Here is a 25487-nt window from a genome sequence, read left to right on the forward strand (position 1 = left end):
GTGCGGGGGCAAGGCCCCCGCTTCCCAACTCTCAAACCAGAACCGCGCCGCCGGACTGGATCGCCCCGTCCGTATCGGCCTCGCCCAGCAGCATTTCGTTATGCGGCTTGCCCGACGGGATCATCGGGAAACAGTTTTCATGCTTCTCGACCAACACATCCAGAATGAACGGCCCGTCATAATCCAGCATCTGCTGGATCGCCGCATCCAGATCCGCGGGATCGCGCACCACAGCACCGGCGCAGCCAAAGGCCTCGGCCAGCTTGACGAAATCGGGCAGGCTGTCCGACCAGCTTTGGCTGTAACGCTCGCCATGCAGCAATTGCTGCCACTGCCGCACCATGCCAAGCCGTTCATTGTTCAGGATGAACTGCTTGACCGGCAGGCGGAACTGCACGGCCGTACCCATTTCCTGCATGTTCATCAACCAGCTGGCATCGCCCGCCACGTTGATCACCAGCGCGTCGGGATGGGCCATCTGCACGCCGATGCTGGCCGGCAGGCCATAGCCCATCGTGCCCAGCCCGCCCGAGGTCATCCAGCGGTTCGGCTGATCGAAATGCAGATATTGCGCGGCCCACATCTGATGCTGGCCCACTTCGGTGGTGATGTAACGGTCGCGGCCCTTGGTCAGCGCCTCCAGCCGTTCCAGCGCGTGCTGCGGCTTGATGATCGTATCGCTGCCCCGATAGGCCAGGCAGTTCTTCGACCTCCAGCCCTCGATCTTTTCCCACCACTTGCCCAGTGCCGCGCTGTTGACCTTGCGGCCGCGCGACTTCCAGACCTTCAGCATGTCTTCCAGCACATGTCCGACATCGCCGACGATCGGCAGATCGACATGGATCACCTTGTTGATGCTGGAGGGGTCGATATCGACATGCGCCTTGATCGAGCCGGGGCTGAAATCGGCAACGCGCCCGGTGATCCGGTCGTCGAAACGTGCGCCCATATTGATCATCAGATCGCAGCCATGCATCGCCAGATTGGCCTCGTACAGACCATGCATGCCCAACATGCCCAGCCAGTTCCGGCCGCTGGCCGGATAGGCGCCCAGTCCCATCAGTGTAGAGGTGACCGGGAAGCCCGTGCCATCGACAAGTTCGCGCAGCAACTGGCTGGCGCCGGTGCCAGAGTTGATCACACCGCCGCCGGTATAGATGATCGGCCGCTCGGCCTTTTCCATCAGCTCGACCAGTTGGGTGATGATGTTGATGTCGCCCTTGCGGACCGGCTGATAGGTCGCCGGCTCGATCTGCTTGGGGCCGACATATTCGGCCTCGGCGAATTGCACATCCTTGGGGATGTCGATCAGCACCGGACCGGGGCGACCCGAAGTGGCGACATGGAACCCCTTGTGAATCGTCTGGCTCAGCTGCGCGGTATCGCGCACCAGCCAGTTATGCTTGGTGCAGGGGCGGGTGATGCCGACCGTATCGGCCTCCTGGAAGCCATCGGTCCCGATCAGGAAGGTCGGCACCTGGCCCGAGATGACCACCAGCGGAATCGAATCCAGCAGCGCGTCCGTCAGCCCGGTGACGGCATTCGTCGCCCCCGGCCCCGAGGTCACCAGAACCACCCCCGGCTTGCCGGTCGACCGCGCATAGCCCTCGGCCATATGCACGGCGCCCTGTTCATGGCGGACCAGCACATGCGTGATGTCGTTTTGCTGAAACAGCTCGTCATAGATGGGCAATACGGCCCCGCCCGGATAGCCGAATACAGTGTCGACGCCCTGATCGCGCAGAGCTTCAACCACCATTTTCGCACCCGTCATGACTCGGGACATGTCCGTAACTCCCATAGTGAAAAATAAGGCGCGGATTTTCGCCGCGCTGCCGCAAACTATTGGTGAGGGCGGGCAGGGTCAATGCCCCGTGCTGGAGAAAATGACGCGCGAGCACGATTTTTTGTAACTATATTTCGCCCATCGGCGCCTGTCCGCAACTATCGTTCCGACTGTGGCAGTGCGATCCGCGCGACCTGTTCGACAATGGGGTCGACGGACAGGGGATGGGTTTCGTTATTGTGGCTGTCGGGGTCGCCGATATTCTGCCAGACCCCGCCCTTATAGATCTCCAGCGCGGAAAACCGGGCCTTGTAATCCATCTTGCGGCTGCCCGGCACCCAATAGCCAAGATAGACATAGGGCAGGCCCGATGTGCGGGCCAGTTCGATATGGTCAAGGATGATATGGCTGCCAAGGCTGGCATCCGCCATGGCCGGGTCGTAGAAACTGTAGACAAGGCTAAGCCCGTCATCCAGCACATCAGTCAGGCAAACGGCGGCAAGGTGATCGCTGCCATCGGCCTGCCCAGGCTGGCCATCGCCAACGGGACCGCGATATTCCATCACCCGGCTTTTCACCGGGGTTTCCTCGATCATCGCGGCGAATTCGAAGATATCCATATCGGCCATGCCGCCATCGGCATGGCGCTGATCCAGATAGGCGCGGAACAGTTCATACTGTTCCTCGGTCGCCCAGGCACTTGTGGACAGGCGCCGCAGCAGGGCATTGCGCCGCATCAGCTTGCGCTGCGTGCGCGAGGGCCGGAAATCGGCCACGCGGATGCGTGCCGACATGCAGGCGGTGCAGCTTTCGCAGCTGGGCCGATACAGCACGTTCTGCGACCGGCGGAAACCCTGGCGTGACAAGGCGTTGTTCAGCTCGGCCGCGTTTTCGCCATGCAGGGCGGTGAACAGTTTGCGTTCCGCGCGGCCATGCAGATAGGGGCAGGGTTGCGGTGCCGTCACATAAAACTGCGGCGCATGCGGCAGGGTATGGCGCATCAGCAGCCCGCCGCATGAAACAAGAGATGATTATTCGTCATGCACCCTGCCAGAGTCCGCCCGGCTTCCCTCAGATTCACGCCATGCAAGAAACCCTAGCAACCTTTCTGCGATGCGCCAAGCATTGTCGCAGTTAACCGCACGGCGTTGACGCGATTGGGGCGATGGCTAGTCTTGCGGACATGGATTTTGCTGCTTCGATCACCCGCCTGCCCATTGCCCATGATTCGGCGCGCGCCGATTCCGTGCGCCAATTGCTGTCCGGCCTGCCCGGCGCTGTCGTCGACCTGGCCTCGGGCGCGGCGGGATGCAGCCCCTTTCTTGCCGGCCTGATCCAGCACGAGGCCGAATGGCTGGCCGGCGCGCTGGACGGGCCCGACGTGGTAACCGCCGAGACCGCCGGTTTCGAGGAACTGGGCGCCGAGGATCTGGGCGTGGCGTTGCGCCGGGCCAAGCGGCGGGTTGCGCTTTATACGGCGCTGGCCGATCTGGGCGGGGTCTGGCGGCTGGAACAGGTGACAGGCGCGCTGTCGGACTTGGCCGACCGCGCCAGCGACCTTGCCTTGCGCGTCCATGTCGCAGCCGAGATGGCACGCGGCAAGCTGCCGCAGATGCGCGACGGCGCCAGGGCCGAGGCGGGCGGCATCTTTGCGCTGGCCATGGGCAAGGGCGGTGCGCGCGAACTGAATTATTCCTCGGATATCGACCTGATCGTTCTTTACGATGACGATGCCTATGCCGCCGATGACCAACACGAGGCCCGTGCCGCCCTGATCCGCGCCACCCGCAAGGCTGCGGCGACGCTGTCGGACAATACCGAACACGGCTATGTCTTTCGCACCGACTTACGGCTGCGCCCCGATGCCTCGGTCACGCCGGTCTGCATTTCCGGCTCGGCGGCACTGGCCTATTACGAGGCCGAGGGCCGCACCTGGGAACGCGCCGCCTATATCAAGGCGCGGCCCTGTGCCGGCGATCTGGCTGCGGGGCAACGTTTTCTGGACGAGCTGCGGCCCTTTGTCTGGCGCAAGCATCTGGATTTCGCGGCCATCCAGGATGCCCATGACATGCGGCTGCGCATCCGCGACCACAAGGGGCTGGGTGGTCGGCTTGAGGTGCCGGGCCACAACATGAAGCTGGGGCGCGGCGGTATCCGCGAGATCGAGTTTTTCACCCAGACCCGGCAATTGATCGCCGGTGGTCGCGACCCCGATCTGCGGGTGCGCGACACCGTCGGCGGGCTGGCCGCGCTGGCCGCAAAGGGCTGGATCCCGCCCGAGGTCGCAATGGAGCTGACCGACCACTACCGCCAGCATCGCGACATCGAACATCGCATCCAGATGGTCAACGACGCCCAGACCCACACCCTGCCCAAGGATGGCGAAGGGCTGACGGTGATTGCGCAGATGATGGGCGATGCCGACCTGCCGGCCTGGTCTGCCCGGCTGAAAGCGCGGCTGGAACGGGTGCATGAGCTGACAGAATCCTTCTTTGCGCCTGGCGAGGCGGGCGAACTGCCCGACCTGTCGGAAGAGGCGCAGAAGATCATCGCGCGATGGCTGGACTATCCCGCCCTGCGCACTGACCGGGCGCGGGCGATCTTTCGCCGGGTGCAGCCCGAGATCCTGTCACGCATGGCCCGCGCTGCCCATCCCGACGAGGCGCTTGCCCGGTTCGACGGCTTTCTGGCGGGCCTGCCTGCCGGGGTGCAGCTGTTCTCGCTGTTCGAGGCCAATCCACAACTGATCGAGCTGATCGTCGACATCTGCGGCACGGCGCCGGGGCTTGCGACCTATCTGACCCGGCATCCGGCGGTGCTGGATGCGGTGCTTGCCGGCAGCTTCTTCGCGCCATGGCCGCGTGCCGAGGGGCTGCGCGATGGCTTGGCCGGCATATTGCGCGCCGCGCTGGACGCGCCGGGCGGCGGCTATGAACAGGCGCTGGATGCGGCCCGGCGATGGGCGCATGAATGGCATTTCCGCATCGGGGTACATCTGCTGCGCGGGCTGATCGACGCCGATGAGGCGGCGGTCCAATATGCCGATCTGGCCGATGCCGCGATCGCCGCGCTTTTTCCGGTGACCGCAGATGAGTTTTCGCGGCGCCACGGCCCGCCGCCTGGTCGCGGTGCGGTGGTGCTGGGCATGGGATCGCTTGGCGCGCGACAGCTGAACACCGGATCGGACCTTGACCTGATCGTCATCTATGATGCGGCCGGGGTCGAACAGTCGGACGGGCCGCGACCGCTGGCCACCCGCGCCTATTACGCACGGCTGACACAGGCGATGATCACCGCCGTCTCGGCCCCCACGGCAGAGGGCCGGCTGTACGAGGTCGATATGCGGCTGCGTCCCTCGGGGCGGCAAGGGCCGGTGGCGACCTCGCTGCAAAGCTTTGAAAATTATCAGCTGACCGAGGCCTGGACCTGGGAACACCTTGCCCTTACCCGCGCGCGCCCGGTGGCGGCATCCGGGTCCGAGGGCGCCGCACTGGCCGACGAAGTCGAAGGGCTGCGCCATCGGATTTTGCGGGATCGCGGTGGTCAACCTGGGGTGATGACCGATCTGGCCGATATGCGCGACCGGATCTTTCGGGCCAAGGCCCCCGATGGCCAATGGGAGGCCAAGATCGGTCCCGGCCGGATTCAGGATATCGAGCTGCTGGCCCAGTCCTTCGCGCTGCGTGCGGGTGATGCGGCACGAGGGGCGGCCGCCCAGATCCGCGCTGGAAAGCGCGCAGGGCTGATCCCGCCGGCTCAGGCCGACCGGCTTCTCTCGGCGCATCGCTTCCTGTGGCGGCTTCACGCCGCGGGACGATTGTTGACCGACAGATCGTTGGACATGTCGGAAATCGGCGAGGGCGGGCAAGAGTTGTTGTTGCGCGAAACGGGATGCGCCACCCTGGATCAACTGTCGAGCCAGCTTGCGGAACGCAGTGCCGAGGCCGAACAGATCATCAATGCCCTGATTGGCGCATCAGAGACGGCTGACTGACGCGGACTGACGGCTGACTGACGGCGGACTGACCGCCCCTGTGCGATGGCCCATCGGCGTTGTTGCCGGTGCTGTGGCCGTGACAGCCACCAGTAGTCCCGGTTAGCTGGCCTCGCGGCGTTTGCGAATGAAGGAGACATTCAGGTGCAACGGCAGGGCAGGCTGAGGGGTGGGGTTCGTCCGCGCGTCGAGGACGTGGGTTTCGGCATCCGGCTCGGCAGCGTCGTCAACCGTGGCGCCGGTTGCTGGTGGCGACCCGTCGATGGGGGCGGATTGCGTCGCCTCGGGGCCAGAACGACGCTCGCCCAATTGCCCAAGCAGAGGGATCTGCACGCTGCCTGGCAGCAATGCCGCCGGGGTCGGGGCTGGCAGGCCGGTCGTTATCTCGGCGGTGGGCGCAGCCTTTTCTGTGCCTGCCGCAGTCTGGGTTGCGTCGAACAGGCCATGCGCGGTCTTGTCCCAGTAGAAAGGCTTGACCACGACCTCATAGATTGCCTTCCAGCCGGCCAGGCAGCCAAGCGGATGGTAGAAATGCAATGTGGGAACCCAAAATCGAAGGTGGCGATGCTTGTCGGAACGAACCGCCCACAGGCCCATGACGATATTCAGCAGCTCTGCGCCGACAAACAGAACGACCAGTACGGTGAAGGCATGGCCTGACCACAGCTGCGACAGCGGCGCATAAAGTGGATGCGGCAGGCCAAGGGTGATCAGCCAGAAGCTGATCAGAATCGGCGCCAGCAGATATTGGGACAAAGTGCCCAGGAACTGCACCTGAAAGCCGATAAAACGCTTCGGCCCCAGCTCGGCCCAAAGCCGGATCGGGTCGCGCATATGCACCCCCCATGTCATGGCATAGCCTTTCAGCCAGCGCGATCGCTGCTTGATCCAGGGCAGCGTGCGGCAATTCGCCTCTTCATCGGTGATGGTGTCGATGATTTCGGTCCGGTAACCCCGGCGGGCAAGGCGCACGCCCAGATCGGCATCCTCGGTCACGTTCCAGGCATCCCAGGCCCCGACATGTTCCAGCGCGTCACGACGGAAGAACAAGGTGGTGCCGCCCAGGGGCACGACCAGCCCCATGCGGGCGACGCCGGGCAGAACGGCGCGGAACCATGTGGCATATTCGACGGTGAAGCAGCGGGCCAGCCAATTGGTGCGGGGATTGTAGAAATCCAGCCGGCCCTGCAAGCAGGCCACTTCATCAGGCGCGAAATGAAAGCGCCGCGCGACCTTGTGCAGTTGGTCCGGTTCGGGCCGGTCCTCGGCATCCCAGACCCCGACAATCCGGCCCCGGCAGAAGTTCAGCGCATAGTTCAGCGCCCGCGGCTTGGTGCGGATCGGGCCGTCGGGAACCGTCACCACCCGGATCCAGCGCGGCAGACCAGCGCCGACCAGCGCCGCGCGGGTGACCTGATCGGTTTCCTCGACCACCAGCAGGATATCCGTCAGTTCGCGCGGATAGGTCAGCCGCGCCAGGCGCCCCACCAGCTTGTCGGCAATGTCGCTTTCCGCAAACAGTGGCACCATCACCGATATCACCGGCAGCGGATCTGTCATCTCGGGTGGCGTCGTGCGCCGGGCGGTCAGTTCGGCCTGTTCCCGCGCCTGCTCGCGCGTTTCGTGCAGGGCGGCCCGGAAGCACAGGAATTTCAGCGCCATGGCGGTGATCAGCGTCAGGACCGCCCAGCCCGCGAGGATCGAAAAAGTCAGCAACGGCGTGAATGTCAGCCCGGCAACCAGCAGCCCGATAACGGTAATGGCCAGCAGGGTCGAGCGCGTCTCGCTGCGTTCGCGGCAGCTTTCCCGCGCCGGCACGCGCAGTTCGGCCGCGCGAATCAGGCTGGTGCGCCGGGTCGCCAGAATCGCCTCTTGCGCCTGAACCTCGGAGCAGAGCAGCATCCGCACATGGCCGAACGTCGCTGGCAGCCGCGCCGCCAGTTCGGCGAAATTCTCGGGTCGCGCGGTGGCGATCCAGGTCAGGCCGCCGGCACTGCGCCAGGGCACGATGGCGTTGGTCAGGCAAAATTCCGCGCCGGCAAGGTCGATCAGGCGCGGATCAGGCGGCGTTTGCCGCAGGTCGACGGTGTTGGCGCGCCATTGGCGGGACAAAGCGCGGGTCAGCGCATCCTCGTCGACCCAGCCATGAGCCAGCAAAATCTCGCCCAGACGGACATCCTGGCGCTTGCGCAGGATACTGGCCTTCAGCAGCAGATCTGCCGTGATCGCCCCGTCTTCCAGCAGGATCTGGCCAAGCGGACGCAGATTGCGGACCGGCATCGCATTGGGTGCCGGGGCTTGTCCAGCAGCATCCGCCGCAGGCGCCTGTCCCATGCCCGGCAGCGGCAGGACATTGTCAGGCAGCCGCTGCTGGGCCGGCCCCGAGGCCGGCATATCGGACGGAATGGAAACTGGTTGCGACATGAGCGAATCCCCGTGCTTCGCCCATTGCTTGCATGCCAGGTGTTAAAAACCTGTTAAGACAGGAATTTAACGTTTCCGCCGCTGCGACATCGCCTCGGCAAAGCGTTCGAACAGGTAGAAACTGTCCTGCGGGCCGGGTGCGGCCTCGGGGTGGTATTGCACCGAAAAGATCGGCTTGTCCTCGACCCGCAGCCCGCAATTGCTGCCATCGAACAGGCTGACATGCGTTTCCTTGACGCCTGCGGGCAGGGTCTGACTGTCCACCGCGAAACCGTGGTTCATCGAGGTGATCTCGACCTTGCCGGTCTCGATATCCTTGACCGGGTGGTTGGCGCCGTGATGGCCGTGGTTCATCTTGATGGTCTTTGCGCCAAGCGCCAGCGCCAGCATCTGATGACCCAGGCAGATGCCAAAGATGGGCAGGTCGCGCGCCAGCAAAGCCTGGATCATCGGCACGGCATATTCGCCAGTCGCCGCCGGATCGCCGGGGCCATTCGACAGGAACACGCCCTCGGGGTCATGGGCCAGCACCTCATCTGCCGTCGCCGTGGCAGGCAGCACCGTCACCTCGGCCCCGGTCGAGGCCAGCGAGCGCAGGATGTTGCGTTTCGCGCCGTAATCCAGCGCCACGACGCGGAAGGGCTTGCCACCGGGCGGCGGGGGCGGCGTGTCGTCAAAGCCCTTGCCCCAGGCCCACAGCCCCTGATCCCACCGATAGCTTTGCGTGCAGCTGACGCCCTTGGCCAGGTCCAGCCCGACCAGCCCCTGCCAGTCGCGCGCCCGCGCCACCAGCCGGGCCAGGTCGAAATTACCGTCCGGATCATGGGCCAGCACCACATGCGGCGCCCCTTGCAACCGGATCGCACGGGTCAGCCGCCGGGTATCGACGCCGCCGATGCCGATGCGGCCACGGCGTTCCATCCAGTCGACCAGATCGCTGGTCGCGCGCCAGTTCGAGGGCTCGGTCGGGTCCCATTTCACCACGATGCCATTGGCGACCGGGTCGGCGGCCTCGTCATCCTCGGGGGTGACGCCGGTATTGCCGATATGGGGGAAGGTGAAGGTGACGATCTGGCTGGCATAAGAGGGATCGGTCATGATCTCTTGATAGCCGGTCATGGCGGTGTTGAAGACCAGTTCGGCGACCACTTCGCCGGTCGCGCCGAAGCCCTGGCCATAAAAGACGGTGCCATCGGCAAGCGCCAGGCAGGCTGTTGGTTTGTCGGCCATCGCGGCACCCCTGTCTTGAAATCCGCCCGTCAATAGGGGGGGCTGGCCTTGGGGTCAAGCGGGCGAAACTTGATTTGCGGCGCCGGATTCACTAAATGCCTGTCTTTCCGCCAGTCAGGCGGGGCATCAACAAGGATAAGATCATGGATTTGCGTGTCCGACTTCAGGCCGAGACGAAAGAGGCGATGAAGGCCCGCGATTCCGAGCGTCTGTCGACGTTGCGACTGATCGGTGCGGCCATCAAGGACCGCGAGATCGCCGCGCGCACCGGCTCGGGCGACGAGGCCGTTCTGACCGAGGCCGATCTGATCGCCATCCTGTCCAAGATGGTCAAGCAGCGCCAGGAATCCGCTCGCGCCTATGAAGAGGGTTGCCGGATGGAACTGGCCGAAAAGGAACATAACGAGATCCGCGTGATCCAGGAGTTTCTGCCCAAACAGCTGTCTACCGAGGAATCGGCGGCGGCGGTGCAGAAGGCGATTCAGGATCTGGGGGCGGATTCGGTGCGCGACATGGGCCGCGTGATGGCCGAGTTGCGCAGCCGGCATGCCGGGCAGATGGATTTCGGCGCGGTCGGCCCGCTGGTCAAGGAAAAGCTGCTGGCCTGATCGGGGCGGCGGATCACATGTGACAGTGACAGGCGGCGCCCGGCGATAACCGGGCGCCGCTTTTTCATGCCGTCGCCGGGAACTCTGGGTCGAGCCGGATCGAGAATCGCGGTGGGTGGGCATCTCTTCGCATAAATCCCAGTGATTCGTAGAAGGCCTGCGCCCGGTGATTGTCGGGATGGGTTCCGACGGTCAGATAGCGGCATGACAGGGCGGCCGCCTTGATCTTGCAGGCATCGACAAGGCTGCGACCCACACCGCCGCCACGATGCGCCCGATCGGTGAACAGATGGTGCAGGTCCATGCCGCGCAGACCGAAGTGAAGCTGGATCAATCCGCACATCGCCGCATAGCCGATCAGCCTGTCTTGGGTTTCGGCGACGAGGACATGGATCCATGGCGTTTCGGCGAAAAGATCCCGTTGAAGATCCGCAACCGTCAGTGTCGGGGAATCGCCGTGATGAAGGGCCAATTGCCCGATCATCTGGACGATCCGCGCTGAATCCGCAGGCCGGGCGCATCGGATCGTTCCGAAATCGGTGGTCAGCGGAAATGTGTCTTGTTGCATGTCAGGCTCCTTTTTTCGCCGTAGGAGCCGAAATCTGCGCCGCCATACGGCGGCACAATGGTCAAATTCATGCACCGCGCCTGGATGTGGCGAGGTAATAGGTCATGAGAAAGGACAGGTTCGGGTTCATTCCAAGGTTATGAAAGAGCGTCCTTTCCCTGTCAACGGATTTGGGTTTCGCCAAGGGTATCGGTATCGCGCCTGTGGCGGGTGGCTTTACGCTTGTCTAGCGCAGGTCGGCCAGCCGCCGCAGCAGCTGGTCATGCAGCATGCGGCGTTCCTCGGGGGTCAGGAAGGCGCCAAGCTCGACCTCGCGCGCACCATCGGTCAGGGTCAGATAATCCTCGACCGGGCCTTTGCGCAGGACTGGGCGGACCCAATAGGGGTTGGTGTTCCAATGCCGGTCGGGCTTGCCCGGATCGCTGCGGGTCAGCGCCAGCATGTTGCGATCCATCCGCAGGACCTCGCGCGTTTCGCCGCTGCGATAGCTGCGCTGAAGCGCGTGCCAGATGCCCCAGATCACCAGCGCCATGAAAGGCAGGATGCCCCACATCACCGCGCTGCCCAGCACTGCGATCAGTGGCATCAGCAACAGCGTGGCGGTGATGCCGATGAACCAGACGAAACCCTTGCGCGGCAATGACCGAAAGGGCCACAGCACAAGCTGGGCCGATCCATCGTCGTGATTTCGCCAGTCATAGGGCATAGGCGATTTCTGCCGTTCCGCGCGACTTTAGGCAACGGTTAGGTTTTGGTCAGCCTGCCTTGTCCTGACCAAGCGGGCCAGGCCTTCGTTCTTCGGACAGCATGACATTGGCCTCGACCTGGCCCACGCCGGGCAGCGTCATGATCCGCCGGCGCAGGATGCGTTCGAAATCGGATATGTCGCGGGCGGTGATGCGCAGGCGGTAATCGAACTGGCCCAGCACATGCTGGACCACCTGAACCTCGGGGATGGCGGTCACGGCGCGCTCGAAATCTTCCAGACTGGTGCGGCCCTTGGTGGCAAGACGGATGCCAAGAAATACGGTCACGCCAAAGCCAAGCGCGGCATTGTCCAGCACCACCCGCCGCCCCGCCAGCACGCCCGCATCCGTCAGCCGCCGGATGCGGCGCCAGATGGCGGGTTGGGCAATGCCAAGGCTGCGCCCGATTGCGGCGGCGCTTAGCGTCGCGTCGCGGGCCAGATGGCGCAGTATCGCCTGATCGGTCTCGTCGATCTGGGTCACAGCGACACCTCTGTGCTGTCCTTGATTGTCGAGACCAGCATCAGCGCGTCGCTGTCGGCAACATGGGGCAGGGTCAGGATGCGCTCGCGATAGACGCTTTGCCAATGCGCCATGTCCCGCGCGATGACCGACAGGCGCAGGTCGACGCTGCCCAGAAAGGTCTGGATCTCGGTTACCTCGGGCACGCGGCGCGCGGCGGCGAGGAATTCGTCAAAGGCGCGCGGTTCGGTCTTGTCCAGCGTGAAGCGCAGACTGACCTCTACCTCCCATCCAAGGGCGCGCCAGTCGATGCGCTGTTCGATGGCTTTCAGCACGCCACTTGCGCGCAGCTTTTCCAGCCGCCGCCACAGGCTTGCCGGGGTGACGCCCGCACGGGCCGCCAGTTCGGCAGCGGGGGCCTCTGGGTCGGCAAGAAGCTGGCGCAGGATTCGGCGATCCGTGGGGTCCGGCATGATTTTTTCGGTCTATGTTTCTTGTCAGCATGATCTTTTCGATATTCTGCCAGAAACCGTGACGATTGAACAGGACAGCATTGCGACTGGCGGCTAGAACCCCTTCATCGAATAGCAAAGGACCACGAGATGCGTGTCTATTACGATCGCGATTGCGATGTGAACCTGATCAAGGACAAGAAAGTCGCCATTCTGGGCTATGGCAGCCAAGGCCATGCCCATGCGCTGAACCTGCGCGATTCGGGTGCCAAGAATGTCGTCGTCGCGCTGCGTCCGGGCAGCCCCTCGGCCGCGAAAGCCGAAGGCGAAGGCCTGAAGGTGATGGAGATCGCCGAGGCCGCCAAATGGGCCGACCTGATCATGTTCACCATGCCGGATGAATTGCAGGCCGAGACCTACAAGAAATACGTCCATGACAACCTGCGCGAAGGCGCGGCGATTGCCTTCGCCCACGGGTTGAACGTGCATTTCGGCCTGATCGAGCCCAAGCCCGGCGTCGACGTGATCATGATGGCCCCCAAGGGCCCCGGCCACACCGTGCGCGGCGAATATGTCAAGGGTGGCGGCGTGCCCTGCCTTGTGGCGGTGCATCAGGATGCGTCGGGCAAGGCGATGGATCTGGGTCTGTCCTATTGTTCGGCCATCGGCGGCGGCCGCTCGGGCATCATCGAGACGAACTTCCGCGAGGAATGCGAGACCGACCTGTTCGGTGAGCAGGCCGTTCTGTGCGGCGGTCTGGTCGAGTTGATCCGCATGGGCTTTGAAACCCTGGTCGAGGCCGGCTATGAGCCGGAAATGGCCTATTTCGAATGCCTGCACGAGGTGAAGCTGATCGTCGACCTGATCTATGAAGGCGGCATCGCCAACATGAACTATTCGATCTCGAACACCGCTGAATATGGTGAATATGTCTCCGGCCCGCGCATCCTGCCTTACGACGAGACGAAGGCCCGGATGAAGGCGGTTCTGCGCGACATCCAGACCGGCAAGTTCGTGCGCGACTTCATGCAGGAAAACGCTGTTGGTCAGCCCAGCTTCAAGGCGACCCGTCGCATCAATGACGAGCACCAGATCGAGCAGGTCGGCGCCAAGCTGCGCGAGATGATGCCCTGGATTTCCAAGGGCAAGATGGTGGATAAGGCGCGGAACTGATCCGTGTCACCGCGATGATTTACGGGGGGCCTTCGGGTCCCCCGTTTTCTTTCTTTTTGGGAAACCTTGGTCACGGATATAGGGGCAGGTCTGAGGGGCGCCGAGTAGCTAATTTACCCTGCGGCATCAAACGAGTAATCAGTTCCAAGAACGATCAGGAGTTCCACTCGCAACTTTCAGTCAGCGGACCAATCTTCGCGCGCAATCCTGAAACGTCGAAGGTGAACTCCAAGTTGGCATTGCTGTAAGACTCGTACGCAACCGCCAATTTTTGCCTGTCCAGCAGATCTTTGATGAAAGGTATTGCGCGTGCCCCAGACCAGATGCCTATGCCATCCCCACCATTCACCGGCTCCATCCATATCGTTCGGATCGGTTCGTCGTCCAAACGATATTTCACCGACCGGCTATCTGAAGTATAGCTGTCGAAGGAAATGAAGGCGTTGGTCGAGTTCTTCATGCAACGGACGAAGAGTGTGGCATAACTTGTGTTGCCGTATCCCGTTGCATCCGCTTCATCGCTGGTGACCCGAAGATAAACGTCCTTGCGATCATCAAGGGCGCTTCCATCAATATCAACCTTCCATTGATTTCCAGTTGCGCCAGACTGCACCGGTGCCGATTCTGCCGTGGTGGAGTCGGCATCCGTGGTCGTCCTATATTCGGAAGCTTCGTCATAGCACGAGAGTCGTTCTACGTCGCCCTGTATCGAGTGGCCTGCCGTCCGGGCGGCTGGCCGCTTTGGTGCCACCGATGCCGAGCAGCCCTCAGATGCACCTGGCACCATAAAGCACGCCCACGCAGCGCCTCAGCGGCCATCCACGGCAGGCCGCTGGCCCTCCGCTGCACCCAGCCCCAACTCCCACCTTGCGCGCCGCCGCGCCCAATGCCACATCACCCCCATGACCGACTGGATCACCGCCCCCGGACTTACCGATTATGACGAGGCTCTGACCTTCATGGAGGCGCGCGTCGCAGCGATCCATTCGGGCGAGGCGGACGAGTTGGTCTGGCTGGTTGAGCATCCGCCGCTTTACACTGCGGGCACCAGTGCCAAGCCTGAAGACCTGCTTCAGGCGCGCTTTCCGGTTCATGCGGTAGGGCGGGGCGGGCAATATACCTATCACGGGCCGGGGCAGCGGGTCGTCTATGTCATGCTGGATCTGAACCGGCGCGGGCGCGACGTGCGTGCCTTTGTGCAGAAGCTGGAAGACTGGGTGATCGCGGCGCTGGCCGAGTTCGGTCTGAAGGGCGAGATTCGCGAGGGCAGGGTGGGCGTCTGGATCGCCCGGCCCGACAAGCCCGCCCTGTTCGATGGCACCCCGCGCGAGGACAAGATCGCGGCCATCGGGGTCAAGCTGCGCAAATGGGTCAGCTTCCATGGCATCGCCATCAATGTCGAACCGGACCTCAGCCATTACGGCGGTATCGTGCCCTGCGGCATCAGCGGTCATGGCGTAACCAGCCTTGTCGATCTGGGCCTGCCGGTCGGGATGGGCGATCTGGATCTGGCGCTGCGCCGGGGATTTGACCGCGCCTTCGGCTGAGCCGCGCCAGCGTTGATAAATCCCGTCGGGCAATTCGCTGCCGGGTTGAAAATAGTCCTGATCGGGACAGGCATAGCGCACCGCTTCCTGCATTCCCTTGTCGGAAGATGACGCCGCGCCGGCAATGCTCCAGCCTGCCTGATCATATGTAACTGATCATCGGTCAGGGGATCGGTCAGGATACGGGCATCGACACCGAAGAAAATGCAGATGCGCCGCAGCACATTCGGCTTTGGAAAAGATTCTGAACGCAGGTAGCGCTGGAATTGGATCCGACCAATGCCCAACTGCCCGGCCACGACGGTTTGGGGGCCGCGTAGCGCTGTCAACCGGCGCAGTTTCGCGCCGAATACCTGTAGAACACTCATGGAACCATGAAGCGACCCCTGCGATCCTGGGGGGGAAGCATCAACCGATTATTGCGCATTTCGTGTGCTTTTTCAACGCGTTTGCCACGATCGTCGGCCGGGGCCGGCTGGTCGGGTCGCACCTTTCCCTATGGGCACCTTGCAGTCAGAGACGGCGCCAACGCATTGGACATGCGCTTGCGTCGTCGGCAGCGCCTTTCGGCCCCCCCCCCCCGAGCCTCAATGCGATTGGTGCCGTCTCCTCAGTCTCTGGTGCCCGACGGCTGCCCGGCCTGGCGCATGATTTGGCCGGGCGTGTCGCAACGGTGCCTGTTACACGACATCGCACCCGGTAATCGGATGAAATTCTGACATGCCAGCCGTGAGGTGAGTTCGCCACCGGGCGGTGGTCGCCGTATTCGACCATGAAAGCATTGGCACTGCCGTTTCTGCGGGCCTATAAGGGGAAAAGCCAGTTTGCAGTTCGAGGAGATGCAATGAAGCCAATCATCATCAGCATCGCGGCCGCCTTTGCCGTCGCGACCCCCGCCTTTGCGCAGGATGTCGCAAATGGCGAGAAAGAATTCCGCAAGTGCAAGGCCTGCCACATGATCCAGGACGCCGAGGGCACCGACATCGTCAAGGGTGGTGGCGTCGGCCCGAACCTGTGGAATGTCGTCGGCCGCAAGATCGCCTCGCAGGAAGGCTATAGCTATGGCGCGGGGATCCTTGAGGCCGCCGAAATGAACCCGGACCTGGTCTGGACCCAGGAAGATCTGGTGGCCTATATCACCAATCCGAATGACTGGCTGGAGGCAAAGACCGGCGATGCCGCAGCCAAGACCAAGATGACCTTCAAGCTGAACAAGGGGCAAGAGGACGTGGCCGCCTATCTGGCCTCGGTCTCGCCCGACGCGCCGGCTGAATAGGTCACCGAGGCGAATCGGCAGGGGCGCACCGTTGGTGCGGCGTGGCCAGCCTGCGACAAAGGGTCGCTGACAGATCTGCCATCGCCCCCGCCAAATGTGATATTTTGGTGGGGGCGTTGCGTTTTAGGGCAAAGGACGCATTGCCGGGTTTCGTGGCGTCGTCTACAAAGGCGCCCAATATTGCCGGCCGCAAGGCCGGTCGCACGACTTACGAGGGAGATCGCGCATGGCAGACGCAGCCGCTCATGGCCACGACGACCATCACGACACACGCGGGTTCTTTACCCGCTGGTTCATGTCCACCAATCACAAGGACATCGGCATCCTGTATCTGTTCACCGCCGGTCTGGTGGGTCTGATTTCGGTCAGCTTCACCGTCTATATGCGGATGGAGTTGCAGCATCCCGGCGTCCAGTACATGTGCATGGAAGGCGCGCGCTTCATCGCGAACGCGGCCGAGCCCTGCACGCCCAACGGCCATCTGTGGAACGTCATGATCACCTATCACGGCGTCCTGATGATGTTCTTCGTCGTCATTCCGGCGCTGTTCGGCGGCTTCGGCAACTATTTCATGCCGTTGCAGATCGGCGCCCCGGACATGAGCTTCCCGCGGTTGAACAACCTCAGCTACTGGATGTATGTCGTCGGTGTCTGCCTTGGCGTGGCCTCGCTTCTGGCGCCGGGCGGCAACCAGCAGATGGGCTCTGGCGTGGGCTGGGTGCTGTATCCGCCGCTGTCGACGACCGAGGGCGGCTATTCGATGGATCTGGCGATCTTCGCCGTCCACGTCTCGGGTGCCTCGTCGATCCTGGGTGCGATCAACATCATCACCACCTTCCTGAACATGCGCGCGCCGGGGATGACCCTGTTCAAGGTGCCGCTGTTCGCCTGGTCGGTCTTTATCACCGCCTGGCTGATCCTTCTGTCGCTGCCCGTTCTGGCCGGCGCGATCACCATGCTGCTGATGGACCGCAATTTCGGCACCACCTTCTTTGATCCCTCGGGTGGCGGCGATCCGATCCTGTATCAGCATATCCTGTGGTTCTTTGGCCACCCGGAAGTGTACATCATCATCCTGCCGGGCTTTGGCATCATCAGCCATGTCATCGCGACCTTCTCGAAAAAGCCCATCTTCGGCTATCTGCCGATGGTGCTGGCCATGGCCGCGATCGGTGTTCTGGGCTTCGTTGTCTGGGCGCACCACATGTATACCGTGGGCATGTCGCTGACCCAGCAAAGCTATTTCATGCTGGCCACGATGACCATCGCAGTGCCCACCGGCATCAAGGTGTTCAGCTGGATCGCGACGATGTGGGGCGGCTCGGTCGAGTTCAAGACCCCGATGCTTTGGGCCTTTGGCTTCCTGTTCCTGTTCACCGTCGGCGGCGTGACCGGCGTGGTGCTGTCGCAGGCGCCGCTGGACCGGGTCTATCACGACACCTATTACGTCGTGGCGCACTTCCACTATGTGATGTCGCTTGGCGCGGTCTTCGCGATCTTTGCCGGGGTCTATTTCTGGATCGGCAAGATGTCTGGCCGGCAATATCCCGAATGGGCCGGCAAGATTCACTTCTGGATGATGTTCATCGGTTCGAACCTGATCTTCTTCCCGCAGCACTTCCTGGGCCGCCAGGGCATGCCGCGCCGCTATATCGACTATCCGGTCGAGTTTGCGTATTGGAACAACATCAGCTCGATCGGTGCCTATATCTCGTTCAGCTCGTTCCTGTTCTTCATCGGCATCGTTTTCTACACGCTGTTCTACGGAAAGCGCGTGACCCAGAACAACTACTGGAACGAATATGCCGACACGCTGGAATGGACCCTGCCTTCGCCGCCGCCGGAACACACGTTCGAGCAGCTGCCGAAGCAGTCGGACTGGGATCGCCGCCACGCGCATTGATCCGGTCTGACAGGCAGATGACAAAATCCGAAACGGCCTCGCAGCGATGCGGGGCCGTTTTTCGTTGCAGTGCCGTCGGGGCAATGTCCGGCTGGTGTTGAACTGATCTCGTCCCGCCCAAACATTGGCGCAAGGAGATGCATGATGGATAGTCAGCCAGCCAGCAATCAGAGGGTCGTTGTTATCGGTGCCGTGTTCGACGGGATTCAACTGGTCAAGGACCTGCGGGGCGCCGGTTGCCGGATCACACTGATTGATCAGCGCAATCACCACCTGTTCCAGCCGCTGCTATATCAGGTTGCCACCACGCTATTGGCGACCTCGGAAATTGCCTGGCCGATCCGCCGCCTGTTCCGCGACCGCAAGGATGTGACCACGGTTCTGTCGCGTGTCACCGGAATTGATGCCGACGCGCACGAGGTTCTGCTGCAAGACGGCGCGCGGGTGCCCTATGATGTTCTGATCATCGCCACCGGGGCGCGGCACGCCTATTTCGGGCATGATGAATGGGCCGATCACGCGCCCGGCCTGAAAACGCTGGAGGATGCGACGACCATCCGTCGTCGGATGCTGCTGGCCTTTGAACGTGCCGAACTGACCGGCGACCCCGCCACCCGCGAGGCCTATCTGACCTTTGCCGTCATCGGCGCCGGTCCGACGGGGGTAGAGTTGGTCGGCATTCTGGCCGAACTGGCCCATCGCATCCTGCCGCCCGAATTTCGCCGCATCGACACCAATAAGGCCCGCATCCTGCTGATCGAGGCCGGGCCGCGTATCCTGCCCAGTTTCAGCCAGCCGCTGTCGGACTATGCCGCCAAGGCGCTGGAAAAGGGCCGGGTTCAGGTGCTGACCGGCAAGCCCGTTACCGAAATCACCGCCGAGGGCATCGTTCTGGACGGCAAGACCATCCCTGCACGCACGGTGATCTGGGCCGCCGGGGTGCAGGCCTCGCCCGCCGCCGAATGGCTGGGGGTCGCGGCAGATCGCGCGGGCCGTGCAATGGTCGGCCCCGATCTGACGGCGCCCGGCCATCCCGATATTTTCGTTCTGGGCGATACGGCCCATGTGGTCAGCGAAGGCCAGATGGTGCCGGGCGTGGCGCCTGCGGCCAAGCAACAGGGCAAATATGTTGCGCGGGTGATCAAGGCGCGGTTGCAGGGCAAGGCGGCGCTTGCGTCCTTCCGTTATCGTTCGATGGGCAATCTGGCGACCATCGGGCGCAATGCGGCGGTGATCGAATATGGCAGGCTGCGGCTGAGGGGCTGGCCAGCCTGGTGGGCCTGGGGCATCGCCCATATCTATTTCCTGATCGGCACCAGGTCGCGCCTGGCCGTCGCACTGAGCTGGCTGTGGAGCTTTGTGACCGGCCATAATTCCGCCCGGTTGATCACCCAGGGGGAAAAATCGCGGCCGCGCTGATGGTTCGACCGACATCGAAGCAACATCCGGCCCGCAGATGCTAGGCAGGGGTCATGCTGATGACCTATCTATATGCCAATTTCCATGACGAGCCCGTCTTTGCCGCCCATGCGGGGATGTCGGTGCCTGAACTGCACACTCACATCGCCAGGCGACTGTGCCCGGATGCTTCTTACCAGGTCGAGGCCAATTGGCAGGCGCAATCCTTTGTCGCGACGCATTCGGAACCTCGGACCTACCGCTTTCACCTGAGGGATCACCAGCATTGGCTGCGTCAGATACAGCTGCTGGGGATCACGAAGGAGATCGGTGCCCGCCGGCATTTTCAGGTCCGTTATGGCGCTGCGCGCGATGCGTTTCTGTCGGGCGATCTGTGGCAACGTCTGACGCGTGCCGCGCCACAGGTGCCCGCTGCCTTCGATGCGGCGCGCGACGAGGCGACCTGGGACTATTTCCTTCAGGGCTTCTATGGCGTCTGCACCCGTGACGGCCAGCCCGAGACGATCTTTCTGAAGCAGGCCGGCGTCATGTTCATCGAGGCGATGACCTCGGGCGATCCTCAGGCGCTGTCGCCAGATGACCGCGCCTTGCTGGCGCAGGTCGTGGCGCTGCTGGATCGCGTCGAATCGGATTTTGCCCCGCATGAGGTTGCGCTGTCATCGCGGCAGCGTTGTATCATCGACGTGAGGGCGCGTTTCCTGCGGCCTTTTGGTCTGGACTAGCGCCCGCCCATGCCCTTGCGCATCAGCAGGCGGCGCAGCGGTGCCATGCCGTGCAGCACGCCCAGCCCTGCGGCGCGCAGGTCGCGCAGCGGGCGGGCCTCGGCCATGCTGGCGCGGTTCAGCGCGTCGATGCCCAGCAGCCGGGTCATCGCTTCGGGCCGGCGCGCGCGGTCATATGCGGTCAGCGCATCGCGATTGCCGGGGTCGTCGGCGGACAGGTCGATCAGGGCTGACAGATCGGCAAGGCTCATGTTCAACCCCTGCGCGCCGATGGGCGGGACGACATGAGCGGCCTCGGCCACAAGGGCGGTGCGCGGGCCGCTGAACCGGTCGGCGATCTGGCTGATGATCGGCCAGGTGGTCAGCCGCGTCACCGGGGTCAGATGCCCCAGAATGCCGGCGGAACGGTCGTTCAGCGCGTGTCTGAAATCGGCGGGGGGCAGGGCGGCCAGCCGGGCAATCTCGGCACTGCGATCCATCCAGACCACGGCGGAACAGGGTTGCCCCTCGCGGTCCGGCAGGGGCACCAGCGTGAAGGGGCCGCCGCTGCGATGCACCTCAGTCGAGACGTTTTCATGCGGCAGTTCGTGCGTCACCGCAAAGGCCAGTGCCTTCTGGCCATAGCGGAAGGTGCGCACGCCGATGCCAAGCGCGTGGCGCACGGGGCTGGCGCGGCCATCGGCGGCAACGACCAGCCGGGCGCGTATCTGCTGGCCATCGCTTAGCCGGACAAAGGCGGCATCGTCGCGGGCGATCAGCCCGGCGGTGCCAATGCCGGCGCGAAACTCGACATTGGGCAAGGCAGCCAGTCGCGCCATCACCTCGCGCCGGATCAGCCAGTTGGGCAGGTTCCAGCCAAAGGGGCCATCGCCCAGATCGCTGGCGTCGAAATCGCGCACCAGTCGCGCCACGGGCTGCGCGCCGCCGGCATCGACGATGCGCATGACGGCCAGCGGCGCGGCATGCGGCGCCAGCATCGGCCACAGCCCGATCCGGTTCAGGAAATCGGCCGACGGTCCCAGAAAGGCGGTGCTGCGCAGATCTGCGCCTGCGCCTGCTTCCTCGGTGACGGGCGGGGTCGGATCGACGCACAGCACGCGGCGGCCTGCGGCGCCGAAACCCGCCGCAGCGATCAGCCCCGCCGGGCCGCCGCCCGAGATCAGGATGTCGACATCATGGGCCGTGTCCGTCATGTCAGTTCCCGCAGAAACGCCGTCAGATCATCGGTGCGGTGATGGACATGAGGGCCGTGGTCATGATCCTCGGCCAGCTCGTCCGGGCCATGGCGCCCACGCCCGACCAGCACCGTGCGCATGCCCAGATCATGCGGCACCGCCAGATTGCGGGGGTCATCCTCGAAAAAGGCGGCGCGGGTCGGGTCGATGGCATGGGCCTTGATCACGCTGTCATAGGCGCGGGCATCGGGTTTGGGGTGGAAGCCCACTTCTTCGATGCCATAGATCGCCTCGAATACCGGCAATTGCCGGTGGTCCAGCACGCGGCTGGCGTAAAGCGCATCGGCATTGGTATGCACGATCTTGCGGCCGGGCAGGGCGCGGATGGCCTGCGCCAGCGCCGGATCGGGGCGCAGAACCGAAAAGTCGATATCATGCACATCGGCCAGATAGGGCGCCGGGTCGATCCCGTGCTCGGCCATCAGCCCGGCCAGCGTGGTGCCATAGCGCCGCCAGTAATCGTCGCGCAGGCGGTTGGCCTCTGCCGGCGTCACGGCAAGCTGGCGCGAGACATAATCCGTCATCCGCCGTTCGATCTGCGAAAACAGCGCGGCCGAGGGATCGTAAAGCGTATTGTCCAGATCGAAGATCCAGACATCGACATCGGTGAAATCCATGACCATGCCATAGCCCGCGCGACGGGCGCTTGCAATTCCGGTCGCTGCGGCGAAACTGCGCATATGAAGGACGCTTACTCGATGATCCTGTCGGCCATAGATGCCGGCATCTACATGCCGGGCGATCGCCTGGTCGAATCCGAACTGGCCGAGCGATTCGGCGTGTCGCGCACGCCCATCCGCGAGGCGCTGCAACGGCTGGAAACGCAGGCCATGCTGTCCCGCGACGGGCGCAGCCTGATCGTGGCCACGCTGGATCACAACCAACTGGCCGAGCTTTACACCGTGCGCGCCGAGCTGGAGGCGCTGGCCGCCCGGCTGGCCGCCCGCCACGCCACCCCCGAAGAGGTGCGCGTGATGGGCCAGATGGTCGCCGAGGATCGCAAGAACCTGGACAACCCGCGCGTGCTGGCGCGCACCAACCGCCGGTTTCATCACCAGATTCATCTGGCCTCGCATAACCGCTATCTGGTGCAGCAGCTTGACCTGGTGCATCGCAGCATGGCGCTGATGGCGCGGACCTCGCTGTCGGCCGAGGGGCGGGGCGCGGTGGCCCTGGACGAACATCAGGAAATCGTCGATGCCATCGGCGATGGCGATGCCTTGCGGGCTGACAAGGCGCTGCGAAGGCATATCTCGACGGCATGGGAGACCCGGCTGAAACAGGAAGCGGGTGGTGATGACTGACACGACACTGACGCTTGACGGCGCCGACCCCAAGCGGCTGATCTACGAAAGCCTTCGCATTCCTGGCATCACGCCGGATGAATGCCGCTCGATCTTTGTCGATTGGGCGCTGTCGCTGCCCGTCGGCGTGCAGCCCGCCGATGCCGCGCGGCTGCTGCTGGATCAATATGCGCCCAAGGTGGCGACTGCCGGCGAATCGGCGCATCCAATGCTGCAAATCCTGGTCGAAGGGGCGCGGCAGCCATCCGCTGACCAGCCGCGCCGCCGTGGTGGCCGCGCAGGTCGCTTTGCCGAATGAGGCTGATCGAGACCGCGGATGATCTGGCCGAGGGGGCGGCCTTTCTGGCCAGCCTCTGTCCTGTCTGGGCGCGTGTGCTGCCGGATCTGGGGCCGTTGCCCCTGCGCCGGCGGGATGACGGTTTCACGGCGATCTGCGATGCCGTTGTCTCGCAGCAGATCTCGGTTCATGCGGCTGCGGCGATCTCGGCACGGATGGCGGATGCGGGGCTGACAGGGGCAGAAGCCATTGCCGCTGCCGATGACGAGGCGTTGCGCGCCAGCGGTTTGTCGCGCCCCAAGATCCGCTATCTGCGCGGCATCGCCGAAGCAGCTGTCGATTGGGACGGCTTGCGCGACCTGCCCGACGATCAGGTGATCGCGGCGCTGGTCGCCCTGCCGGGCATCGGTCGCTGGACCGCCGAGATCTATCTGAAATTCGCCCTTGGCCGCGCCGATGCCTTTGCCGCCGGCGATCTGGCCCTGCAAGAGGCCGCGCGGCTGCTTTACGACCTGCCGGATCGCCCCAATCCCGCCCGGTTGACCGAGCTGGCCGAAGCCTGGCGGCCCTGGCGTGCGGTTGCGGCGCGGGGGCTGTGGGCCTATTACCGGCAGGCAAAGGGGCGCGAGGGCGTCCGCTAGACAGGCCGGAGGGGCAATGGTTCGGGAATTGAAATCGCAGCGGCGCGGCCCGCAAAAGGCCGATGCGGTCGTGGTCTTTCTGCATGGCTATGGCGCCGACGGCACGGATCTGCTGGGTCTGGCCGATCCGCTGGCGCCGCATCTGCCCGGCACGGCCTTCTATGCCCCCGATGCGCCCGAACGCTGCCTGAACAATCCGATGGGCTATCAGTGGTTTCCGATCCCCTGGCTGGACGGCTCGACCGAGGCGCAGGCGAAATCCTCGATGGCGCTGTCGATCGACGATATCAACGCTTTCCTCGACAAGGTGCTGGCGGATGAGGGCGTTGCGCCGGATCGCATGGTCGTGTTCGGCTTTTCGCAGGGGACCATGATGGCGCTGCATGTGCTGCCGCGCCGCGACAGCGCCGTTGCCGGCATCATCGGCTGTTCAGGACGGCTGCTGGCACCCGAGCTGCTGGCGGCCGAGCTGCGCGTGAAGCCGCCCGTTCTGCTGATGCATGGCGATCAGGACCCGATGGTGCCCTTTGCCGATATGGGGCTGGCCGCCGATGCGCTGAACGCCGCCGGATTCGAGGTTTATGGCCATGTCATGAAGGGCACGGGCCACGGGATTTCGCCCGATGGCCTGTCGGCGGCACTGGGGTTCATGAAGCAGGTGCTGGGGAAATAACCCCGGCCCGCGACTGTCCGACTGCCCGATTGGCCGACTGCCCCGTTAGTGCGGGCGGCGCTGGCCCTCGGCGTCGAACAGCAGCGCTTGCCGGGGGTCATAGCCCAACCCGATGCTGCTGCCGATGGCGATGTCATGCTGGCCGAACAGACGGATGGTCAGCGGCTGGTCGGTGCCGGCCTCGACAAAGACATTGGTGTCGCCGCCAAGGCGCTCGACATGTGTGACCTGGCCCGAAAGCGGGCCGTCTGCGCCGATGTGCAGATGTTCGGGGCGGATACCCAGACTGTGCCCCGCAGGGCCGCCAACGGTGGCGGCGTCGATGAAATTCATCGCCGGCGCGCCCAGGAAACCCGCGACAAAGCGGTTGGCGGGATTGTTATACAGATCCATCGGGCTGCCGACCTGTTCGACCCGGCCATCGCGCAGCACCACGATCTTGTCGGCCAGCGTCATCGCCTCGGTCTGGTCATGGGTGACATAGATCATCGCCCCCTTCAGCGTCCGGTGCAGATTGGCGATTTCCAGCCGTGTATTGATGCGCAGCGCCGCATCCAGATTTGACAGCGGCTCGTCGAACAGGAACAGCTGCGGCTGGCGCACGATGGCGCGGCCAATGGCGACACGCTGGCGCTGGCCGCCTGACAGTTCCGACGGGCGCCGGTCCAGATAGGGTTCAAGGTTCAACATCCGGCTGGCCTCGGCGATGCGGGCGTCGATGGTGGCGCGCGACTGGCCTTCCTGTTTCAGCGCCAGCGCCATGTTCCCGCGCACGGTCAGGTGCGGATAAAGCGCATAGGATTGAAACACCATGGCGATGCCCCGTTTGGCCGGCGGGGTGGTGTTGACCCGCTGGCCGCCGATGCGCACCTCGCCAGAGGTCGCGTCCTCCAGCCCGGCGATCACCCGCAGCAGCGTGGATTTGCCGCAGCCCGAGGGGCCGACAAAGACGACGAACTCGCCTTCTTCGACGCTAAGGTCGATATTCTTCAGCACATCGACCGGTCCGAAGGATTTGCAGATCTGGGTCAGGGTCAGGGCGGTCAT

At 63.8% G+C, this 25487-nt stretch carries 24 protein-coding genes; 12 read left to right on the top strand and 12 right to left on the bottom strand.

Going from position 1 to position 25487, the window contains the following annotated elements:
* Positions 1 to 31: 31 nt before the first annotated feature.
* Together FNJ84_RS09445 and FNJ84_RS09450 are read right to left on the bottom strand one after the other, a co-directional pair.
* Positions 32 to 1786 (bottom strand): acetolactate synthase 3 large subunit, encoded by a 1755-nt coding sequence (locus FNJ84_RS09445; protein WP_143792844.1) that lies wholly within the window; start codon positions 1784 to 1786, stop codon positions 32 to 34.
* Positions 1787 to 1944: 158 nt separating this feature from the next.
* A complete protein-coding gene (locus FNJ84_RS09450; RefSeq protein WP_143792845.1) occupies positions 1945 to 2787 on the bottom strand; it encodes an arginyltransferase in 843 nt (280 codons plus the stop codon).
* Between the two features lie 182 nt (positions 2788 to 2969).
* Between FNJ84_RS09450 and FNJ84_RS09455 the strand changes: the two genes are divergently transcribed.
* The gene (locus FNJ84_RS09455; protein WP_143792846.1) at positions 2970 to 5780 is read left to right on the top strand and encodes a glutamine-synthetase adenylyltransferase; all 2811 of its coding nucleotides are present in this window, start codon (positions 2970 to 2972) and stop codon (positions 5778 to 5780) included.
* A 102-nt stretch (positions 5781 to 5882) separates the two neighbouring features.
* On the opposite strand, the gene FNJ84_RS09460 is transcribed toward FNJ84_RS09455, so the two are convergent.
* Both FNJ84_RS09460 and carA read right to left on the bottom strand, forming a co-directional pair.
* Positions 5883 to 8204: a glycosyltransferase gene (locus FNJ84_RS09460; protein WP_255471142.1), complete on the bottom strand. Its 2322-nt coding sequence runs from the start codon at positions 8202 to 8204 to the stop codon at positions 5883 to 5885.
* A 66-nt stretch (positions 8205 to 8270) separates the two neighbouring features.
* The gene (gene carA / locus FNJ84_RS09465; RefSeq protein ID WP_143792847.1) at positions 8271 to 9434 is read right to left on the bottom strand and encodes a glutamine-hydrolyzing carbamoyl-phosphate synthase small subunit; all 1164 of its coding nucleotides are present in this window, start codon (positions 9432 to 9434) and stop codon (positions 8271 to 8273) included.
* 143 nt (positions 9435 to 9577) lie between these two features.
* Between carA and FNJ84_RS09470 the strand changes: the two genes are divergently transcribed.
* Complete coding sequence (locus tag FNJ84_RS09470; RefSeq protein WP_143792848.1) at positions 9578 to 10042, top strand: GatB/YqeY domain-containing protein; 465 nt, start codon at positions 9578 to 9580, stop codon at positions 10040 to 10042.
* A gap of 64 nt (positions 10043 to 10106) precedes the next feature.
* Here the strand turns inward: FNJ84_RS09470 and FNJ84_RS09475 are convergent, their stop codons facing one another.
* From FNJ84_RS09475 to FNJ84_RS09490, 4 genes are all read right to left on the bottom strand, one after another.
* On the bottom strand, positions 10107 to 10610 hold the full coding sequence (locus tag FNJ84_RS09475; RefSeq protein WP_143792849.1) for a GNAT family N-acetyltransferase: 504 nt from the start codon (positions 10608 to 10610) through the stop codon (positions 10107 to 10109).
* Positions 10611 to 10836: 226 nt separating this feature from the next.
* Positions 10837 to 11316 carry a DUF2244 domain-containing protein gene (locus tag FNJ84_RS09480; RefSeq protein WP_143792850.1) on the bottom strand — a complete coding sequence of 160 codons (480 nt, stop codon included), beginning with the start codon at positions 11314 to 11316 and terminating at the stop codon, positions 10837 to 10839.
* A 49-nt stretch (positions 11317 to 11365) separates the two neighbouring features.
* Positions 11366 to 11839: an Lrp/AsnC family transcriptional regulator gene (locus tag FNJ84_RS09485; protein ID WP_143792851.1), complete on the bottom strand. Its 474-nt coding sequence runs from the start codon at positions 11837 to 11839 to the stop codon at positions 11366 to 11368.
* Positions 11836 to 12291: an Lrp/AsnC family transcriptional regulator gene (locus tag FNJ84_RS09490; protein WP_143792852.1), complete on the bottom strand. Its 456-nt coding sequence runs from the start codon at positions 12289 to 12291 to the stop codon at positions 11836 to 11838. The genes FNJ84_RS09485 and FNJ84_RS09490 overlap by 4 nt, the downstream gene beginning before the upstream one ends.
* Before the next feature lie 111 nt (positions 12292 to 12402).
* On the opposite strand from FNJ84_RS09490, the gene ilvC reads away from it, so the two are divergent.
* Positions 12403 to 13443 (top strand): ketol-acid reductoisomerase, encoded by a 1041-nt coding sequence (gene ilvC / locus FNJ84_RS09495; protein ID WP_255471161.1) that lies wholly within the window; start codon positions 12403 to 12405, stop codon positions 13441 to 13443.
* Positions 13444 to 13597: 154 nt separating this feature from the next.
* On the opposite strand, the gene FNJ84_RS09500 is transcribed toward ilvC, so the two are convergent.
* The gene (locus FNJ84_RS09500; RefSeq protein ID WP_185968474.1) at positions 13598 to 14194 is read right to left on the bottom strand and encodes a type VI secretion system-associated protein TagO; all 597 of its coding nucleotides are present in this window, start codon (positions 14192 to 14194) and stop codon (positions 13598 to 13600) included.
* Positions 14195 to 14336: 142 nt separating this feature from the next.
* On the opposite strand from FNJ84_RS09500, the gene lipB reads away from it, so the two are divergent.
* From lipB to FNJ84_RS09525, 5 genes are all read left to right on the top strand, one after another.
* A complete protein-coding gene (lipB, locus tag FNJ84_RS09505; protein ID WP_255471162.1) occupies positions 14337 to 14990 on the top strand; it encodes a lipoyl(octanoyl) transferase LipB in 654 nt (217 codons plus the stop codon).
* 844 nt (positions 14991 to 15834) lie between these two features.
* Positions 15835 to 16266, top strand: coding sequence for a cytochrome c family protein (locus tag FNJ84_RS09510; protein ID WP_143792856.1), 432 nt, complete (start codon positions 15835 to 15837; stop codon positions 16264 to 16266).
* Positions 16267 to 16492: 226 nt separating this feature from the next.
* On the top strand, positions 16493 to 18169 hold the full coding sequence (locus FNJ84_RS09515; protein ID WP_143792857.1) for a cytochrome c oxidase subunit 1: 1677 nt from the start codon (positions 16493 to 16495) through the stop codon (positions 18167 to 18169).
* Between the two features lie 144 nt (positions 18170 to 18313).
* A complete protein-coding gene (locus FNJ84_RS09520; protein ID WP_143792858.1) occupies positions 18314 to 19588 on the top strand; it encodes an NAD(P)/FAD-dependent oxidoreductase in 1275 nt (424 codons plus the stop codon).
* 59 nt (positions 19589 to 19647) lie between these two features.
* Positions 19648 to 20310, top strand: a complete 663-nt coding sequence (locus tag FNJ84_RS09525) for a DUF6058 family natural product biosynthesis protein (protein ID WP_143792859.1) — start codon at positions 19648 to 19650, stop codon at positions 20308 to 20310.
* On the opposite strand, the gene FNJ84_RS09530 is transcribed toward FNJ84_RS09525, so the two are convergent.
* Positions 20307 to 21503 (bottom strand): UbiH/UbiF family hydroxylase, encoded by a 1197-nt coding sequence (locus FNJ84_RS09530; protein ID WP_143792860.1) that lies wholly within the window; start codon positions 21501 to 21503, stop codon positions 20307 to 20309. The genes FNJ84_RS09525 and FNJ84_RS09530 overlap by 4 nt on opposite strands.
* Positions 21500 to 22162 (bottom strand): pyrimidine 5'-nucleotidase, encoded by a 663-nt coding sequence (locus tag FNJ84_RS09535; RefSeq protein ID WP_370454592.1) that lies wholly within the window; start codon positions 22160 to 22162, stop codon positions 21500 to 21502. Before FNJ84_RS09535 ends, FNJ84_RS09530 begins: the two co-directional genes overlap by 4 nt.
* A gap of 63 nt (positions 22163 to 22225) precedes the next feature.
* On the opposite strand from FNJ84_RS09535, the gene FNJ84_RS09540 reads away from it, so the two are divergent.
* From FNJ84_RS09540 to FNJ84_RS09555, 4 genes are read left to right on the top strand one after another with little or no spacing between them, the layout of a single operon-like run.
* Positions 22226 to 22849 (top strand): GntR family transcriptional regulator, encoded by a 624-nt coding sequence (locus FNJ84_RS09540; RefSeq protein WP_143792861.1) that lies wholly within the window; start codon positions 22226 to 22228, stop codon positions 22847 to 22849.
* Positions 22842 to 23147 carry a hypothetical protein gene (locus tag FNJ84_RS09545; RefSeq protein ID WP_143792862.1) on the top strand — a complete coding sequence of 102 codons (306 nt, stop codon included), beginning with the start codon at positions 22842 to 22844 and terminating at the stop codon, positions 23145 to 23147. Before FNJ84_RS09540 ends, FNJ84_RS09545 begins: the two co-directional genes overlap by 8 nt.
* A complete protein-coding gene (locus FNJ84_RS09550) occupies positions 23144 to 23767 on the top strand; it encodes a DNA-3-methyladenine glycosylase (protein ID WP_143792863.1) in 624 nt (207 codons plus the stop codon). Before FNJ84_RS09545 ends, FNJ84_RS09550 begins: the two co-directional genes overlap by 4 nt.
* Before the next feature lie 16 nt (positions 23768 to 23783).
* Complete coding sequence (locus FNJ84_RS09555) at positions 23784 to 24440, top strand: alpha/beta hydrolase (protein ID WP_143792864.1); 657 nt, start codon at positions 23784 to 23786, stop codon at positions 24438 to 24440.
* A gap of 45 nt (positions 24441 to 24485) precedes the next feature.
* Here the strand turns inward: FNJ84_RS09555 and FNJ84_RS09560 are convergent, their stop codons facing one another.
* On the bottom strand, positions 24486 to 25487 hold the full coding sequence (locus FNJ84_RS09560) for an ABC transporter ATP-binding protein (RefSeq protein WP_143792865.1): 1002 nt from the start codon (positions 25485 to 25487) through the stop codon (positions 24486 to 24488).

Source organism: Paracoccus sp. M683 (genome assembly GCF_007096355.1).
Classification (GTDB): domain Bacteria; phylum Pseudomonadota; class Alphaproteobacteria; order Rhodobacterales; family Rhodobacteraceae; genus Paracoccus.